Here is a 15,650-nt window from a genome sequence, read left to right on the forward strand (position 1 = left end):
GGAGCGTCCCACCCGCACCGGAGGTCACCGTGAGTGCTCAGAGCGACGGCCCGTACGGACCGCTGATCCCCGTGCCTGAACTCACCCCTGACGCGCTGCGGGCGGCAGTCGCCCGCATTGCTCCCAGCCGGGTTCCGGCACTCACACAGCACCTCTTCGAGGCCACGACGAACGCGCAGCAGACGCAGAGCCTCGCGCCGCTGCGGGCGTTTGTGCATTCGTGGGCCGTGTTCGTCGCGATCGAACGGCACCCCGAGCGTGCCGCCCGGCTCCGTGAACTGGAGCGGATCGTGGACGCGGGCGAACAGGAGCCGACCGAGGCCATCGCCGACTGGCCCACGGGGCGGACAGGTTGAGGGCCGGTCTGGCCGCCCGCTTCCGCAACCAGGAGGACGTGCAGCTCGTTCTCTCGCCCGAGCGGGTGCTCACCCCGGTGCTGCTCGACGAACTGGCCGGGGTGGCCGCCGAAGCCCCCTGGCTCGTACTGATCTTCGACACCTATGAGCGGACCGCGCCCTTCCTGGACGGCTGGCTGCACGACGTGATGACGACCGACCGGTACGGCGCCCTGTCGGCGAACATCGTGGTCGTCACCGCCGGACAGCGCCCCTTCGACACCGTCCGCTGGGGCGGCTTCGCCGACTTCGTGACCGACCTGCCGCTGGGGCCCTTCACGGAGGCCGAGGCGCGGGGGCTGCTCGCCGACAAGGGCGTGGTGGCCGAGCCGGTCGTCGAGGAGGTGCTGCGGCTCACGGGCGGACTGCCGGTACTGGTGTCCACACTGGTCGAGGCGCGGCCGGCCGACCCGGACGACGTGGGCGACCCGAGCGCGACCGCCGTCGAACGCTTCCTGAAGTGGGAGCAGGACCCGGTGCGCCGGGCCGCCGCACTCGCCTGCGCCCTGCCCCGGCGCCTGGACGCGGACGTCTTCCGGGCCGCCGTGGACTGCCCGGAGGAGGAGGCCGACGCCCTGTTCGGCTGGCTGCGCGGGCTCCCCTTCGTCAGCGACCGCGGGGACCGCGTCCAGTACCACGACGTCGTACGGGCGCCGATGCTGCGGTTGCAACGGCTGCGCTCCCCGCGGGGCTGGGCGCGGCGGCACGCGCGGCTCGCGGAGACCTTCGGGCGGTGGCGGGCGGAGACGGAAGCCGGACGGGACACCCGGGAGCTGTGGGCCGACGGCGGGTGGCGGGAGCTGCGGCTCGCGGAGTCCTACCACCTGCTGTGCGCCGGGGCCCGGACCGTGCTCCCGGCGGTGCTGCGGGACTTCGTCGACGCCTGCGGCAACGGTGACAGTTCCGCGCAGCGCTGGGCACGGGTCCTGGCGGAGGCGGGCGAGGACGCGGACACGGAGACCGTACGGACCTGGGGGCGGGACCTGGCGGCGGCGTTCGCCGAGGGCGGGGTGGTCGCCGCGCTCGGGGTGCTGCTGGACCGGGGCGGCCTCGACGAGCCGCGCCAGGCACTCGCCCGGGCGGTGCGCGGGAGCGCGCTGCGGCACGCGGGCGCCCACGAACAGGCGCTTGCGGAGTACGACCGGGCCATCGCCCTCGATCCGGGGCTGGCCCGCGCCTACCGCGGCCGGGCTCTCAGCCGCAACTGGCTGGGCGGCTACGAGGCGGGCATCGCCGACTTGGACCGGGCCGACGAGCTCGCGCCGGACAACGCCGAGACGATCTCCGTACGCGGTGAGTACCACCGCATCCTGGGGCACGACGACGAGGCGGTCAGGGATCTGGACCGGGCGATCGCGCTCGACCCCGCGTACCACTTCGCCTGGGCGTCCCGGGGAGCGGTCCGGCAGCGGCTCGGACAGTTGGACGCGGCCCTGGTGGATCTGAACCGCGCGCTGGAGCTCAAGCCGGACTACCCCTGGGCGCTGGGCCGCCGGGCCCGGGTGTGGCGGGGGCTGGGGCAGCCCGTACGGCAGTTGGCGGACCTCGACCTCGGGCTGCGCCTGCTGCCCGACTGGGGCTGGGGGTACTGCGAGCGCGGGGACGCCCTGCGCGCCGCCGGCCGTCCCGAGGAAGCCCTCGCCGACTACGACCGGGCCATCGGCATCGACGCCGCGTACGCGTCGGCGTACGCGAGCCGAGGCGTCTGCCAGGCCGACCTGGGCCGGCCCGAGGAGGCCCTCGCCGATCTGGACCGGGCGCTCGCGCTCCTGCCGGACTACCCCTGGGCCCTGCGCCAACGGGCCGAGGTCCATCTCCGCCGGGACGCCCACGACCGGGCACTGGCCGATGCCGACCGGGCGCTGGCCCTGCGGTCCGACGACCCCCCGGCCCTCGTGTGCCGGGGGCGGGCGCTGCTCGGGCTGGGACGGCTGGAGGAGGCGGCCGGTGACCTGGACCGAGCCCTCGAACTGACTCCCGACCCCGACCGGGACCGCCTGGCCCGCGCGCTCGCTCCGCTCCGGGAACGGATCGGAGCGGGGCGTACGGGCGCCGCCGCCGAGGGGAGCCCGGGGAGCCCGGAGAGCCCAGAGAGCCCAGAGAGCCCAGAGAACTCAGAGAGCCCCGCCGAACAATCCGAACGGCGTGCATAAGCGAGCACTTGGTTCACTCGGGTCACAGTTCGCATACTGTTCGGGGCCCTCAACGGACCGTTCCCGGTCGATTACAGTGCTGCGCGGGGACGTGCGGACGGTGCCTGGGGAGGTCTCGGTGGGTGCGACAGCCGGTGCGGTCTGGGGCCGTCCGGAGCAGCAGGACTTCCGCAGCCGGGTACGTGGGACGCTGCTGGGCGCGGCCGTCGGGGACGCCCTGGGCACACCGCTCGACGGACTCACCCTGCAGCAGATCCGGGAGGCGTACGGCGCGCAGGGCCTTGTCGACCTCACCTTCGGGCACGGCCGGCGGGGCGCCGTCACCCACCTCACCCAGCTGACGCTGTTCACTCTTGACGGGCTGATACGCGCCCAGGTACGACGCGACACCGGCGCCTGGCATCCGCCGACCGATCTGCACCGGGCGTACCGCCGCTGGAGGGCCACCCAGAGCGACTGGGGTCCGGACGAGCGCCGCAAGGACGACGGCTGGCTGGCCCGCGAGGAGTGGCTGTACGCCCGTCGCGACCCGGCCCGCTCCTGTCTGACCGGCTTCGGCGACGAGATCATGGGCACGCTGGACGCGCCCAAGAACCCCGGCGAGCCGGGGCCGGAGGCCGCCGCCCGCTCGGCGCCGTTCGGGCTGCTCGTCGGGTGGGAGCCGCAACTCGTGCTGCAGCTCGCCGTCGAGTGCGCCGCGCAGACGCACGGGCACCCCACGGCGTACCTCTCGGCGGGCGCGTACGCCGTCATCGTGCACGCGCTGGCCCGGGGCGAGAGCCTCGACGCGGCCGTGCAGCGGGCCCTGGCGATCCTCGCCCCGCGACCCGGGCAGCAGCCCGTCGCGGACGCGCTCCAGCATGCGCTGGGGGCCGTACGGCAGGGGATGCCGACGCCGGGGCGGGTGGAGGAGCTTGCCGGGGACGGTACGGCGGAGGGGTTGCTGGCGGTCGCCGTGTACTGCGCGCTGGTGGGGGAGGACGTGCGGCACGGGTTGTGCCTCGCGGTGAACCAGGGCGGGCCCTCCGGGGTGGCCGGGGCGCTCACCGGGGGGCTGTTGGGTGCCCTGCACGGGGAGACGGCCCTTCCGCCGGCCTGGCTGGCCGAACTGGAGGGCCGTCCCACGATGCTGGTCCTCGCGGACGACTTCGCGATGGAGATGACCCAGGGCCCCGCCCTGCACGGCCCCGGCGGCTCCTCCCCCGGCTGGCTGACCCGCTACCCCCGAGCCTGACGCCTTTTCCTTCGCCGTTTCCTTCGCCTTTTCCTTCGCCCCCGCCGCCCCTACCCGTCGTCCCATCCCCTCCCTGGGGGGCCGTCGCCATCGGCGCCACCGCCCTGGCCGGGCTGAACGGCAAGAAGACGACGGCAAGCCACTCATCACCCGCTACGTGGCCACGGACGTGTTGCGCCGTCTGGACTCTCCGAGATGTTCGAGGCGCTGGCCGCGATCTGTATCGAGGGCAGGAAAGGCCGCGGCGCCAAGGGCGTCGCCCAACGTCAGGATGGTCAGCGGCTGGCACCCTCCGGCCACAGGATCCGCACGGCCACACCGGATCGTTCGGCGTAGGAGACGACGTCGGCTGTGCCGCCGTACCCCCACGCGGGCTTCCCATCCCACACTGCGAAGAGTTGGTCCGCGAGGCCAACGACGATCTCACTGCCCGCCATGTGCGCGGCCGAGTCCGAGGCGGTCATGCCGGTCTCGTGAACCTCGGCGGCCCGGGCCATCAACTCGTCGTACAGCGGCCAGTGCGCCTCGGGCAGGCTCTCCCGGTACTCGGTTGCGGGAACAACGACTTCGAGGCGACCTCCGTGCGCGAGCACCAACTCAGCGAACCAGGCATCCGGCCCGTCCGCGATGCAGGACACCGCGATCAACTCCTTCGCGTCCTGCTCGCGGACGGCTTCTTCGAGCAGTCCCCGCACAGCCGCGCTCACTTCGTCGCTCAGCCCTCGGTGTCCGGTAATCCCGATACGCATGTGGTCCCCTCCTACAGGTAGACGTCGTGAAGGCGCTCGTCGAAGTCCCGCACCACCTTGGGCGGGGACGTCAGCGACACGGCGTGCCGCACCGTACGGGCCCGCTCGACGATCCGCCCGGACCGGTATTGCAGCCCGGTCTCCACCGCCCGTGACGCGAGGGCGAATGCGGCTTCGATCCGGCCCGCTGCCAGATGGCGGCTGCCACGTCCAAGACGACGAGGGCGCGCTGCTTCGCGCTGCCGGTTCCGAGGGCCTGAGTGTCGTCACCGAGTACCCAGTCGGCGATACCGAGCCGGGCCCCGCAGGTGACCCGCGCTGCCGCGACCTTGGCCGGGTCGAAGTGGAACACCCACGGCCACGGCGGCGAATCGGACGGGGACAGCTTCTCGGCTACGGCACGACTGCGGGTCAGGGCCCGATCGGCCCCTCGTTGGTCTCCGTTGGCGGCATGGGACAGGGCCTCCACCGATGACAGCCACGCGTCTGCTACCGCCGGACGACCAGGCCCCAAGTAGCGGCGAGCGTTCCTGGCGAGGTTCAGAGCTTGCGTCCCGTTGCCCGCGTGCGCCTCGAACTGGGCGAGGCTCCCGGCCTGGTAGGCGGCCAGCAGCGGGTCACCAGCCGACCGTGCAGCCCGGACCGCCGACCCGTACCAGGAGCGTGCCGACCCGTGGTCGCCCATGTCCCATGCCAGCCACCCGGCCAGGCTCGCCGCCTCGCTCCCGATCGCCGCCAGTCGGGACCGGGCCTCGTTCGATCCGGCGTCGCGGCTCACGGTCTGGATGAGACGGATATGGGTCTGCACAGATTCATGCAGATCCCGGGACGGGGTCGAGCTGTCGAGTCTGCGGAACGTCGATGTGGTGAGCCTGAGCGCCGCAGCTTGGCCCCCGGCTGATCCGGGGTCGGGCAGTGCGGCAAGGAGAGGGGTCGCCGCAGCCGCAGCTACGCCCCCCAGGAATCCGCGTCGCTCCACTTGTTCATGTCCATCTCGAAGTACGTGCTGCTGCCCGGCGAGACCGACCATGTGGGCTGGGATCGCCAGATGTACCGCGACCGCCGACAGGACATCCGTCCCGTAAGAGCCGGGTCCTTTCTTCTCCAGCCGCGACACCGCCGACTGAGACAGCCCGCACGCCTCGCCCAACTGCTTCTGCGTCATCCGGGCGTCTTTGCGAGCCAGCCCGATGACCCTGCCGTAGTCACCAGTTCGGGACGCGTCACGGACTGCCTGTGCCTGCCAGTTCAACGGCCTCTCCCCCACGCTACGCGCTTAGCCCGATACCGACATACGACGGTACCCACTTCGCGCATACCCGTATGCGGGTCCTGCATCAGCCCTGCTCCCCCTCCCGCCGCGGGGCGTTGACTAGCTGTCAGCCGCAACGGACTCCGCCGACCACGGCCCCGTTTCCACTCCGTTCAACCATCAGCAACACCCGCGCCCGCCACACCGACAGCCGCGGGCACGGCACAACCCTCCGAGGCGACGAGATGACGACAAAGAGCACTCCCAAGCCCAAGACCGCGCCGACTCATCCGGCGCTCCCCACCTGCGCCCCCGGCGACTCCCTGTCCGCCCGCACTCTGGAGATCGCCTCCCACGGATGGGACGCGTTCCTCGCCCGCTGCGGGACCCCGGAGGAGAGCGGACCGGAGCCGGACCCGGCCGGGGAGAGCGAGCGATGACCGTCGTGCGGGAGGCTTCCATCACCACCGACATGGCCCGCGACAGCGCGCTCGCCCTCACACTCGCCACGCACGGCACAGCGACCGGCCCGACCGCCGACGAACTCCGCAGGCGGCTCCGTGGATACATCGGTCTGCTGGCCGACCCAGCTCAGGAGTACGCGGACGCGCTGTCCGATGGCCGGGCACGGAACATCGCCCAGCACACCGTGCAGCACGCTCGTGCGGTCGCCGAGGACGAGGGCCAAGACCCGGCCGCGTCGCTGCGGCTGCTGGCCAAGTCCGTCGAGTTGCTGATGCGGTACACGGCCGACCAGCAGCGCAGGCGGCCCCGGTAAGCGGCCAGAACACCCGGGCGGCTTCGCCGGCCAACCCAGGGTGCTCCTCGCCTGAGGCGCGGGCACTCCACCGGCCCGTGGACCACCTGAACCGAGGGAGAGACGATGCATGAACTGATCGCCAGTCCGTTCCTGGGGCAGCACGTGCTCCTCCGCCCCGGGAGCCAAAGCGGACTACTGCTGCCCGAAGACCACTACGAGGAACTGCGCACCCGCGCCCCGGAAGCTTCCGCCCCTGCTTGGCTGGCCGACACCGCCCGCCGGCAGTGGGGCATGGACCTCACCGGCCGCCCGCTGTCCGAGTTCCTGCTGATGCGGCAACCGTCGAAGTGGGGGTACGGGCGGGCGTCCTGGGAGATCAACCTGGGCTGCAACTACACGTGCAAGCACTGCTACCTGGGTCTCAAGGTCAACTCAGGGATGCCGCTGGACGACAAGCTCCGCTGCCTCGACATCATGGCGGAGGCCGGCGTCCTGTGGCTCCAGATCACCGGGGGCGAGCCCACGGTGGACAAGGACTTCATGCCCTCCTACCGACACGCTTTCGAGCGGGGCATGATGATCACGGTCTCCACGAACGCCTCCCTTCTGTGGCGGGAGAACCTGCTGGCCATGTTTCGAGAGCGGCCGCCCTACCGGATCACGGTGTCCATGTACGGGGCCACCAAGCAGAGCTACGACGAGCTGACCCAGCGCACCGGGGCGTGGGACCTGTTCATCCAGGGCATGAACGCCGGCCGCCGGGCGAACCTGCCGCTGCGGATGAGCGTGATCGTCACCGAGGACAACGCCCACGAAGAGGCCCCGATGGTCGCCCTGTGTGAGCGGTGGGGCGTGGAGTACAACGTCTTCACGAACATGACGCCGACGATCTACGGCGGCGCCGAGTCCCTGACGGCGCAGTCGAAGGAACACCTGCGGATGCGGAAGCCCTTCACCGGCTGCAACGCGGGCCACACCTTTTTCCACACCGACCCGCACGGGCTCGTGTCCATCTGCAAGATCGGCCGCGACGACCAGATCGGCCTCCCCGCCGAGGGAATCGACGGCCTCGCCCGGCTCGGCGCTGTCGCCGACCGTCTCATGCTTCGCACCGGTGGCTGCTCCGGCTGCCGGCTCTCGGGCTCCTGCACCGTGTGCAGGCCGCTGGCCAAGCACTACCAGGAGGCGAAGGCACCACTCGCAAGTTACTGCCAACACGGAATGAAGAGGTGACCCCATGACGGCTGTAGCTGTCGAATTCTCCCCCAGGCGCCCGCTCCTGGACGACCTGTCCATCAGCGGGGAACTGCCCTACTACACGCGGCCGGTCACCGAGCCCGCGCCGCCGCTCACCGCCGTCACCCCCATCACGGACCTGGACCAGGTGATGGACTCCGTCAAGTGCTCCTGCAACGCGGGCGACGACAACCCCCACTGACCTGATCCGCACCTGATCCGGTCATGAACGCGCAGGCCCCGGTGTTCTCCCGCGGGGCCTGCGCCGCGTGTGTAGCGTGCGGGCATGCGCTTCCACTGGGACTGGATCGAACCCGTGATGCCCGTGCCCTACGTGCCGACCCTGGGACCCGTCCACCCCGGTAGCCCCCTGCCCGACCTCTTCGAGGCCGCCGCCGACGTGGCGGGCACCGGCCAGTTCCTCCCGTACGACAAAGACCGCCGCTGGTCGGACACCAAGACCGAGAGCATCATCACCCGCGACGTCCACCACGACCGGCGGAGCACGCTCATTCCCACCCTCTCCGAGCGCGGCCAAGGCGTGGTGAAGGTCCACGTGTACGGGGCAGAGCCGGACAGCCTGACCGCCGGGGCCGATCTGGCCCGCAAGCTTGCCGCCACCCACGGCACCGGGAAGGCGCGCATCGTGTGGTTCCTCGGCCCCGAGCAGCCGGAGCCGTACTCCTCCGGTGTGGGCACACGCGTCCACCTCAAGGACTTCACCGCCCCCGGACCGGACGCACGCCCGCGCACCGGCGTACGGCCGTACGACCAGCAGCCGGACACCGTCAAGGCCTCGTTCGCCGCCTTCGCCAAGAACATGAAGGCCGACGGTTTCGCCTTCCTGCACGAACAGATGCAGGCCGGGACTGTCGGGCCGGTCCTCACCGTCGCCCACGACGGCCACGTGGCCGGAGCCATCGGCCCCATGGAGACCATCACCGACCCCGCCGGGCGCACCCAGCTCCTCCCCCAGTACTTCGGCGTCCTCCCGGAACACCGGGGTCACGGCTACGGCCGCGCCCTGTGGCGCGCCGCCATGACATGGGGCCGAGATCACGGAGCCGCCTACCAACTCCTCCAGACCGAGGTCGGCGGCGCATCCGACCGACTGTGCCAGGCCGAAGGACTCGCCTCCCTCGGCTTCGTCTGCACCCGCACCGTGTGACCGCCACCCACACCCGAGGCATCTTGGTCGGCAGGCCCCGCCGACATGAAGAGGCCCCAGTACCTGGAATCCGCCTGGCGACAGATGGGCCGGGGACCGAACCGCGAGGCCGGCCCCCGCCCACCCGCAGTCGAAGAACAAACTCGGGTGGGCGGGGGTTCGGGGCGCAGCCCCGGGTCCAGGGGCCCGTTCACACCCCCGTAGGGCTGGTGGACGCGCCGTCCGCCGGCACGGGCACCGCGGCCGCCGTCGAACCGTCGTCATCCGTGTTGATCTTCTCGATGATCGCATCCCGCTCCGGCGTGTCCTCGGGCTTGAGGAAGCCGATCAGGATGTACAGGACGAGGGAGACGGCCATCGGGAGGGAGACCTGGTACTCCAGCTTCACATCCGTGCGCTGGGAGAAGTCCAGGTGGTAGTTGACGAAGAAGAACGCGAGCAGCCCGCAGGCCCAGCTGGTGAGCGCCGCCGTCGGGCCGGACTTACGGAACGGGCGGAGCAGGCCCAGGATGAACGGGATCGCGATCGGTCCCATGAGTCCCGCCACCCACTTGATGACGACCGTGATGATGTCCTTGAAGGTGGGGGAGTTGACCTGCGTGGCGACCGCCATGGAGAAGCCGAGGAAGGCGACCGTGGTGACGCGCCCCGCGATGAGCCCGGCCCGGGTGTCCCAGTCACGCGCGGCCTTGGAGAAGACCGGGACGACGTCCCGGGTGAAGACGGCGGCGATCGCGTTCGCGTCCGACGAGCACATGGCCATCGTGTGCGAGAAGAAACCGACGACGACCAGACCCAACAGCCCGTGCGGCAGCAGCTGTTCGGTCATCAGGCCGTACGCGTCCGAACCGTCCGGCTTCTTCGCCGTGACGAGGAGCGGCGACAGCCACATGGGGATGAAGAGGATCACCGGCCAGACGAACCACAGACCCGCGGACAGGAAGGCCGACTTCGTCGCCTGCTTCGCGCTGCCCGTCGCCATGTAGCGCTGGGCCTGGTTCCACATGCCGCCGTTGTACTCGAACAGCTTGATGAAGAGATACGCGATGAAGAACACCGTCAGATACGGGCCGGCGAAACCGTTCGCGTGGCCGTGCAGCTTCGGCGAGTCCAGCGCCTTGGACAGCCCGCCCTGGTCGGAGATCTTGTTCAGCACGATGATCAGCATCGAGAGCCCCGCCAGCAACTGGATCACGAACTGACCCAGTTCCGTCAGCGCGTCCGCCCACAGACCGCCGATCGTGCAGTACACCGCCGTGATGCCGCCGGTGATGATGATGCCCTGGGTGAGGCTGATCCCGGTGAAGACGCTCAGCAGGGTGGCGATCGCCGCCCACTTCGCGCCGACGTCCACGATCTTCAGCAGGATGCCGGACCAGGCGAGCGCCTGCTGCGTCTGGACGTTGTAGCGGTCCTTGAGATATTCGAGCGGTGAGGCCACGTGCAGCCGGGAGCGGAGCCGGTTGAGCCGGGGCGCGAACAGCTTCGCGCCGATCAGCACACCGATGGCGATGGGCAGCGCCCAGGTGACGTACGACGTGATGCCGTACGTGTACGCGATGCCGGCGTATCCGGTGAACATCACCGCGCTGTAGCCCGACATGTGGTGCGAGATGCCGGACAGCCACCACGGCATCTTGCCGCCCGCGGTGAAGAAGTCGCTGACGTCGTCCACGCGTTTGTGGGACCAGAAGCCGATCGCGGTCATGACGCCGAAGTACGCGACCAGGACGGCCCAGTCGAAGCCGTTCATGTGCCCCCTCCAGGGGTCCGCCTTGTGAACCTGCAGATACCGGACGGCACTTCGCCAGTACGTACATGGGCGGCGCCCCCGTTGCGGGAGCGGGGACTTTGGGGATTGAACCGCTGTTCGGAGGGACCGGTCAAGACCTTCTCCGGTCATGCATATGAACGCAGATCAGAAAGCAGAACGATTTTGCCTCCACTTTACCCGTAGGGCTGTTGTCGTGCCCGTGACGTGGACCACACCATGAGCGGGCACTTCGTCAGACCACACAGACACAGCAGTCACGGCAGCACCGACGAGTCGACAGGTGTACGGGATGCGGGTCCCGTACGGCTGGGAAGGGTGGGAAGGGACGGCCGACCGGATCCGTCATATCCGCTATCGCATGAGTTCGCCGGCGTTCACCAGCAGCGACTGGCCCGTGATCGCCCGCGCCCGGTCGGACGCCAGGAACACCGCGGCGTCCGCCACATCCCCGTCCGTGGCCAGCTCGGGCAGGGCCATCCGCTCGGTGAGCCGCTTCAGGACGTCCGCCTCCGGTACGCCCTCGGTGTACGCCGTGAACTGGACGTACGCCTCGACCGGCGGGCCCCACATCCAGCCGGGCAGCACGGTGTTCACCCGGATGCGATGGGGGCCCAGCTCCCGGGCCATCGAGTACATCGCGCTCGTCAGCGCGCCCTTGGACGCCGCGTACGCCGCCTGCCGCACCTGGGAAGGGGCCGCCACCGACGACTGTGTCCCGATGACGACGACCGAGCCGCCGCACACCTTCAGCGCGGGCAGACAGGCGCGGGTCATCCGCAGCGTGCCGAGCAGGTTCACGTCGATGACCAACTGCCAGGTGGCGAAATCCGCGTCCTCCAGGCCGCCGAAGTAGCTGTCCCAGGCCGCCACGTGCACGACGGCGTCGATCCTCCCGAACCGCTCCTTCGCGAGCGCCGCGAGCGCCTCGCACTGCCCCTCGTCCCTGATGTCGGTCGCCCGGTACGCCGTGTGCGCGCCGTCCGGGTCCAGCTCGGCCGCGGACTTGGCGAGATTCGCCTCCGTGCGCGCCCCCAGCACCGCGTTGCCCCCGTCCCGTACGACGGCCGCCGCGACCTGGTGGCCGAGTCCGGCCCCGACCCCCGAGACGACGACGGTCCTGCCCGCGAGCAATGACATCTACGGCCTCCCCTTTTTTTGTGGCTCGGTTCGCCTCGACGTGGCTCTGGCGCATCATCTGACGGAGCGTCAGAGTAAGAGCGTCCGGCGGAGGAAGGAAGTACCGCGCGGGTTCTACGGAGGAAGGGGATCGTCATGTCGGAGGAGACGCGCAGCGAGGTGTACGCGGAACTGGCCGCCCTCGGCCCGTACGGCGTCCACCCGGGCCACGCTCTGATCACCATGGTCGAGCCGCATCCGGGCCACGAGTACGCGTACAATCGTTGGTACGAAGACGATCACTACTACGCCGGCGCGCTGGCCATGCCCTGGATGTACGCGGGCCGCCGCTGGGTCGCCACCCGCGACCTCCAGCTCCTGCGGTACCCGGAGAAGTCGGCGGTCGCGCAGCCCGTCACCGCCGGCTGCTACCTCTCCACGTACTGGGTCACCGAGGGCCGTTACGACGACCACATGAGGTGGACCGTCGGTATCAACAAGCGGCTGAATCGCGACGGCCGGGTGTATCAGGACCGGACACATGTCTTCACGGCCTTTCAGGACCACGTGGCGACGGTGTACCGGGACGGGGCCGCGGGTCCGCGTGACTTCCATGCCCTGGACCACCCGTACGCGGGCCTCGTCCTCCAGGTCGTCGACGCCGAATCCGCCGCCGGGCGCGCCGAGTTGCTGGAGTGGCTGCGCTCCCGGCACCTTCCCCGGCGGCTCGCGGGCTCCCCGGCCGCGATGGTGACCGTCTTCCGCCCCACCCCGCTCCCCGGCGACCGCATGACGTACGTGAAGCAGGTCGAGGGGGTCGACACCCGGCTGACCCTCCTGTGGTTCCTTCAGAGGGATCCGCGGGAGTGCTGGGAGGACCACTTCGAAGGTCTTGAGGAGGCGGTCACGGAAGGGGGGCTGGGGAGGACGGAACTCGTGGCGCCCTTCATCCCCACCGTGCCGGGAACGGACAGGTACGTGGATCGCCTGAGGTAGCGGAGGGGCGCCCCGTAGCGAGTTCCGAAGGAAAGGGCCGAGCCCCCTCGGCTAGGACGGCGGGCCAGTCGAGAGGGCTCTTTCGGTGGTGCGTATGCAGTTGGTTGGTGCAGTTGTTGATGCAGTTGTCGAGGCCGATGCATCAGGCGAGGTCGAAAGCTCCCCGACCGACCTCTGCCACGAAGGCGTTCCACGAGCCTGCGGGGAACGCCAGGGTGGGGCCCTCGGGGACCTTGGAGTCCCGTACGGCCAGCGCCGCGAGAACCGGGGACTTGACCTCGATGCATGCGCCGTTGCCGGCTGAATACGAGGACTTCGTCCACGTTTCCGTAGCACCCTGGAGAATTGCCATTTTTGCTCCGGTAGCCAGTGTCGAGTTTCTGTCACCGCACTGCCGGTCCCTGCCGGAACCGGCGGTGCGGATTGCGCCAACGTTGTTGCGTGATGGCGTGATCGACGCTACTCGCCAACATCGGCGGGCGAAGCGGCTATTCACTCGACCGGATGAAATATTCTACTGGAGTCTTCCGCTATGGGGTGCTAAAGGTGTAGTGTGCGCGCCTCGCTGGCAGATAGTTCGGAGAATCGTTCCCCCGGATGTTGGTCCGCCCGACTTCAGCGCGCGAACTCCTTCGCGATGTCCATGATGAACTGGCGCGATTGGTCGACGTTCAGAGCCTGGGCCCGAAGGTGTTCGTACATGACGCTGTACTTCTGCACGTCGGCGGCCTTCTCCAGATAGAGGTCACTGGTGACTCCCTCGATGTAGACGACGCTCGAATCGGCCGCGTCGGGGAACTCCAGGATCGCGTACTGACCATTGAGGCCGGGATGAGCCCCCACCTCGTATGGCAGCACCTGCACGGTGATGTGGGGGAGTTGGGACATCTCGGCGAGGTGATCCAACTGCTCCCGCATCACCTGCCGGTTCCCGACGATCCGATGCAGGGCGGCCTCGTCCAGCACCGCCCAGAGGCGGAGAGGGGAATCCTCGGTGGAGACACGTTCCTGCCGCCGCAGGCGTACCTGGACGCGTTTTTCGATGTCGGTCGTCGAAGTTTCCGGCAGCGCACCCTGGATGAGCGCCTCAGCGTAGGGGCGGGTCTGCAACAGGCCGGGCACAATCTGCGGTTCGTAGGCACGCAGAGATGCCGCGTCGGTTTCCAGCCCGATGTAGACGCTGTACGGAATGTCGCCGAAGGAGTGCCACCAGCCCTGCTGGCGCGAGTCCTTGGCCATTTGCATCAGGGAGTCGACGATCCGGTGGTCCTCGACCTCGTAGACCCCGCAGAGATCGCGGACGTCACGCTGGCTGATGCTGCGCCGTCCGTTCTCCAGGCGGCTGATCTTCGACTGCGAGACCAGCAGTCGCTCGGCGACCTCTTCGGCCGTCATGCCCTTGAGCTCTCGGAGCCGGCGCAGCTCCTGGCCCAGCCGGCGTCGCCGGACGGTGGGATTGACATTGGACGCCACGGGACGTGCACCTCCGGCTGCGGGCCTCTACTTTGCGTATCTGCTGTTGAGCAGACTGCCACCAAGGTGCGTTCTACCGCTGGGAAACAGCGGATATGCGCTGGGTACAGGCCAGTTCGGAGATCTGGCACGTTTCTGGCGCAGATCGTGTACGCGTACGGCGTGCCCGTGTTGTACCGCGCGCATATGCGCGGTGCCCGCAGATGCGGCCGCGCGGGGCGGTGGGGCCGTGTCGTCGTCCGGACGTACGGTCCCACCACCCCGCGCGAACCAGCGGCTCCCGAACCGGATCTTGGGGACTGCGGTGCGGCGCTGAGGTCGTGCCGGCGATGCGTGGTGGTGCTCTTCGTTGTGCGTGGTGATGCGTTGATGCGTACGGTGCCTGCCGGCGCCGTGGGACTGCGGCTCAGTGGACCACGGCGCGCGCCATGGAACCGTGGCGCGGCTGCATCGGAACACCGCGGGCGGGTTCCGGTGCGGACCTGACTCCGGCGGTGGCCGGACGGCCTGCCGGTGCCGGGCTGCGGCGTGGCTGTGCACCCACGCCGTTCTGAACGTCCATGACCGCGTGGGCCACGAGGCCGCCCATCGGGTCATGTCTGATCAGGTCCCGCAGCCGGGAGCGGGACGAGCGTCCCTCGTTGCCCGGATACAGGTGCTTGCCGAGACCGACCGCATGGGCCAGCGCGGCGAGCGCCGCGGTCCGCGGGTCCGGCGGTACGCCGGTGCGGATCGCGCTGTCCAGCCGGGACTTGATCTCCCGGCTGATCTCCGTGTCCGTCGCTTGGTAGCGAGTTGTCGGAAGCACCCCGCACATCTGGCCGGCCACGGCATGCACCATGCCGCACCTCTCCAGATGCGAGAGGTAGGTCTGGCGAAGTCCCAGTCGGGGTCCGCCAATCCAGTTGACCGCGCGTACGGGTGCTCCGCGTCGGCGAAGCAGTTCCAACGCACAGTCCAGTGTTGGATCTCCAGTCGGCCGTGGCTGCACCACGGCGATACGATCCCCGTCTGGGGCTATCCGTCCGGCCAGCGCCAGCTCTACTAGCTGTGCTCCGGCCAGACCGAGGTCGAGCGACTGCGGCTGTGCGGTGGTACCCGTGGTCGGGTCCAGCGCCAGCAGCAGAAGCTCTTCCGGAAGAGTTCTGCGGCTCCTGCCCATCCATGCCTCCCCGCGTGGATGAATGACAGGGTGACCCCTCTCACATTGGTCTGTCGAGAGTGCCTGACCGCTTCGTAGTGGAACCGGCAGGTATGTCGTTCTCGTCTACCGCAGGGGTTAAGCCCGCACACAGGACACTGGTACACGGTTCGGACAGCGATGTTCGGGCGGCGGGGCAAGGG

16 protein-coding genes are annotated in these 15,650 nt (G+C 69.6%); 9 read left to right on the plus strand and 7 right to left on the minus strand.

All coding sequences use genetic code 11. The features are described from left to right. Nucleotides 1-29: 29 nt before the first annotated feature. The 3 genes from RV986_RS29955 (at nucleotide 30) to RV986_RS29965 (ending at nucleotide 3,782) form a co-directional block, all read left to right on the plus strand. Nucleotides 30-356 carry a DUF6247 family protein gene (locus tag RV986_RS29955; protein WP_475920364.1) on the plus strand — a complete coding sequence of 109 codons (327 nt, stop codon included), beginning with the start codon at nucleotides 30-32 and terminating at the stop codon, nucleotides 354-356. Further along, entirely contained in the window at nucleotides 353-2,548 is a 2,196-nt protein-coding gene (locus tag RV986_RS29960) for a tetratricopeptide repeat protein (protein WP_475920365.1), read from the plus strand. The genes RV986_RS29955 and RV986_RS29960 overlap by 4 nt, the downstream gene beginning before the upstream one ends. A gap of 118 nt (nucleotides 2,549-2,666) precedes the next feature. Then, complete coding sequence (locus RV986_RS29965; protein WP_475920366.1) at nucleotides 2,667-3,782, plus strand: ADP-ribosylglycohydrolase family protein; 1,116 nt, start codon at nucleotides 2,667-2,669, stop codon at nucleotides 3,780-3,782. A gap of 275 nt (nucleotides 3,783-4,057) precedes the next feature. Here RV986_RS29965 and RV986_RS29970 read toward each other — a convergent pair whose 3' ends face one another. Together RV986_RS29970 and RV986_RS29975 are read right to left on the minus strand one after the other, a co-directional pair. Then, entirely contained in the window at nucleotides 4,058-4,531 is a 474-nt protein-coding gene (locus RV986_RS29970; RefSeq protein ID WP_475920367.1) for a hypothetical protein, read from the minus strand. Nucleotides 4,532-4,542: 11 nt separating this feature from the next. After that, nucleotides 4,543-4,677 (minus strand): hypothetical protein, encoded by a 135-nt coding sequence (locus RV986_RS29975; RefSeq protein ID WP_475924739.1) that lies wholly within the window; start codon nucleotides 4,675-4,677, stop codon nucleotides 4,543-4,545. Nucleotides 4,678-6,028: 1,351 nt separating this feature from the next. Between RV986_RS29975 and RV986_RS29980 the strand changes: the two genes are divergently transcribed. The 5 genes from RV986_RS29980 to RV986_RS30000 all read left to right on the plus strand — a co-directional run bounded on the left by RV986_RS29980 (nucleotide 6,029) and on the right by RV986_RS30000 (nucleotide 8,947). Then, nucleotides 6,029-6,223 (plus strand): hypothetical protein, encoded by a 195-nt coding sequence (locus RV986_RS29980; RefSeq protein ID WP_475920368.1) that lies wholly within the window; start codon nucleotides 6,029-6,031, stop codon nucleotides 6,221-6,223. Beyond that, nucleotides 6,220-6,561, plus strand: a complete 342-nt coding sequence (locus RV986_RS29985; protein WP_475920369.1) for a DUF6415 family natural product biosynthesis protein — start codon at nucleotides 6,220-6,222, stop codon at nucleotides 6,559-6,561. The genes RV986_RS29980 and RV986_RS29985 overlap by 4 nt, the downstream gene beginning before the upstream one ends. Before the next feature lie 105 nt (nucleotides 6,562-6,666). Continuing rightward, a complete protein-coding gene (locus tag RV986_RS29990; protein ID WP_475920370.1) occupies nucleotides 6,667-7,776 on the plus strand; it encodes a radical SAM protein in 1,110 nt (369 codons plus the stop codon). A 4-nt stretch (nucleotides 7,777-7,780) separates the two neighbouring features. Further along, the gene (locus RV986_RS29995; RefSeq protein ID WP_475920371.1) at nucleotides 7,781-7,981 is read left to right on the plus strand and encodes a ubiquitin family protein; all 201 of its coding nucleotides are present in this window, start codon (nucleotides 7,781-7,783) and stop codon (nucleotides 7,979-7,981) included. Nucleotides 7,982-8,065: 84 nt separating this feature from the next. Further along, complete coding sequence (locus RV986_RS30000) at nucleotides 8,066-8,947, plus strand: GNAT family N-acetyltransferase (RefSeq protein ID WP_475920372.1); 882 nt, start codon at nucleotides 8,066-8,068, stop codon at nucleotides 8,945-8,947. A 190-nt stretch (nucleotides 8,948-9,137) separates the two neighbouring features. On the opposite strand, the gene RV986_RS30005 is transcribed toward RV986_RS30000, so the two are convergent. Further along, nucleotides 9,138-10,700, minus strand: a complete 1,563-nt coding sequence (locus RV986_RS30005; RefSeq protein WP_475920373.1) for a sodium:solute symporter family protein — start codon at nucleotides 10,698-10,700, stop codon at nucleotides 9,138-9,140. A gap of 372 nt (nucleotides 10,701-11,072) precedes the next feature. Beyond that, nucleotides 11,073-11,858, minus strand: a complete 786-nt coding sequence (locus RV986_RS30010) for an SDR family oxidoreductase (protein ID WP_475920374.1) — start codon at nucleotides 11,856-11,858, stop codon at nucleotides 11,073-11,075. 135 nt (nucleotides 11,859-11,993) lie between these two features. Between RV986_RS30010 and RV986_RS30015 the strand changes: the two genes are divergently transcribed. Further along, nucleotides 11,994-12,833: a hypothetical protein gene (locus RV986_RS30015; RefSeq protein ID WP_475920375.1), complete on the plus strand. Its 840-nt coding sequence runs from the start codon at nucleotides 11,994-11,996 to the stop codon at nucleotides 12,831-12,833. 142 nt (nucleotides 12,834-12,975) lie between these two features. On the opposite strand, the gene RV986_RS30020 is transcribed toward RV986_RS30015, so the two are convergent. The 3 genes from RV986_RS30020 to RV986_RS30030 form a co-directional block, all read right to left on the minus strand. Then, nucleotides 12,976-13,185, minus strand: a complete 210-nt coding sequence (locus tag RV986_RS30020; RefSeq protein WP_475920376.1) for a DUF397 domain-containing protein — start codon at nucleotides 13,183-13,185, stop codon at nucleotides 12,976-12,978. A gap of 263 nt (nucleotides 13,186-13,448) precedes the next feature. Next, on the minus strand, nucleotides 13,449-14,306 hold the full coding sequence (locus tag RV986_RS30025; RefSeq protein ID WP_475920377.1) for a helix-turn-helix domain-containing protein: 858 nt from the start codon (nucleotides 14,304-14,306) through the stop codon (nucleotides 13,449-13,451). 406 nt (nucleotides 14,307-14,712) lie between these two features. After that, nucleotides 14,713-15,468, minus strand: a complete 756-nt coding sequence (locus RV986_RS30030) for a GOLPH3/VPS74 family protein (RefSeq protein ID WP_475920378.1) — start codon at nucleotides 15,466-15,468, stop codon at nucleotides 14,713-14,715. Nucleotides 15,469-15,650 lie beyond the last annotated feature (182 nt).

The organism is Streptomyces sp. RLA012 (genome assembly GCF_056270325.1).

Coding starts and splice junctions, on each gene's coding strand:
- RV986_RS29970 (WP_475920367.1), bottom strand. CDS start 4,531: ATGCGTATCGGGATTACCGGACACCGAGGGCTGAGCGACGAAGTGAGC.
- RV986_RS29985 (WP_475920369.1), top strand. CDS start 6,220: ATGACCGTCGTGCGGGAGGCTTCCATCACCACCGACATGGCCCGCGAC.
- RV986_RS30010 (WP_475920374.1), bottom strand. CDS start 11,858: ATGTCATTGCTCGCGGGCAGGACCGTCGTCGTCTCGGGGGTCGGGGCC.
- RV986_RS30030 (WP_475920378.1), bottom strand. CDS start 15,468: ATGGGCAGGAGCCGCAGAACTCTTCCGGAAGAGCTTCTGCTGCTGGCG.
- RV986_RS29980 (WP_475920368.1), top strand. CDS start 6,029: ATGACGACAAAGAGCACTCCCAAGCCCAAGACCGCGCCGACTCATCCG.
- RV986_RS29995 (WP_475920371.1), top strand. CDS start 7,781: ATGACGGCTGTAGCTGTCGAATTCTCCCCCAGGCGCCCGCTCCTGGAC.
- RV986_RS30020 (WP_475920376.1), bottom strand. CDS start 13,185: ATGGCAATTCTCCAGGGTGCTACGGAAACGTGGACGAAGTCCTCGTAT.
- RV986_RS30015 (WP_475920375.1), top strand. CDS start 11,994: ATGTCGGAGGAGACGCGCAGCGAGGTGTACGCGGAACTGGCCGCCCTC.
- RV986_RS30000 (WP_475920372.1), top strand. CDS start 8,066: ATGCGCTTCCACTGGGACTGGATCGAACCCGTGATGCCCGTGCCCTAC.
- RV986_RS30005 (WP_475920373.1), bottom strand. CDS start 10,700: ATGAACGGCTTCGACTGGGCCGTCCTGGTCGCGTACTTCGGCGTCATG.
- RV986_RS29990 (WP_475920370.1), top strand. CDS start 6,667: ATGCATGAACTGATCGCCAGTCCGTTCCTGGGGCAGCACGTGCTCCTC.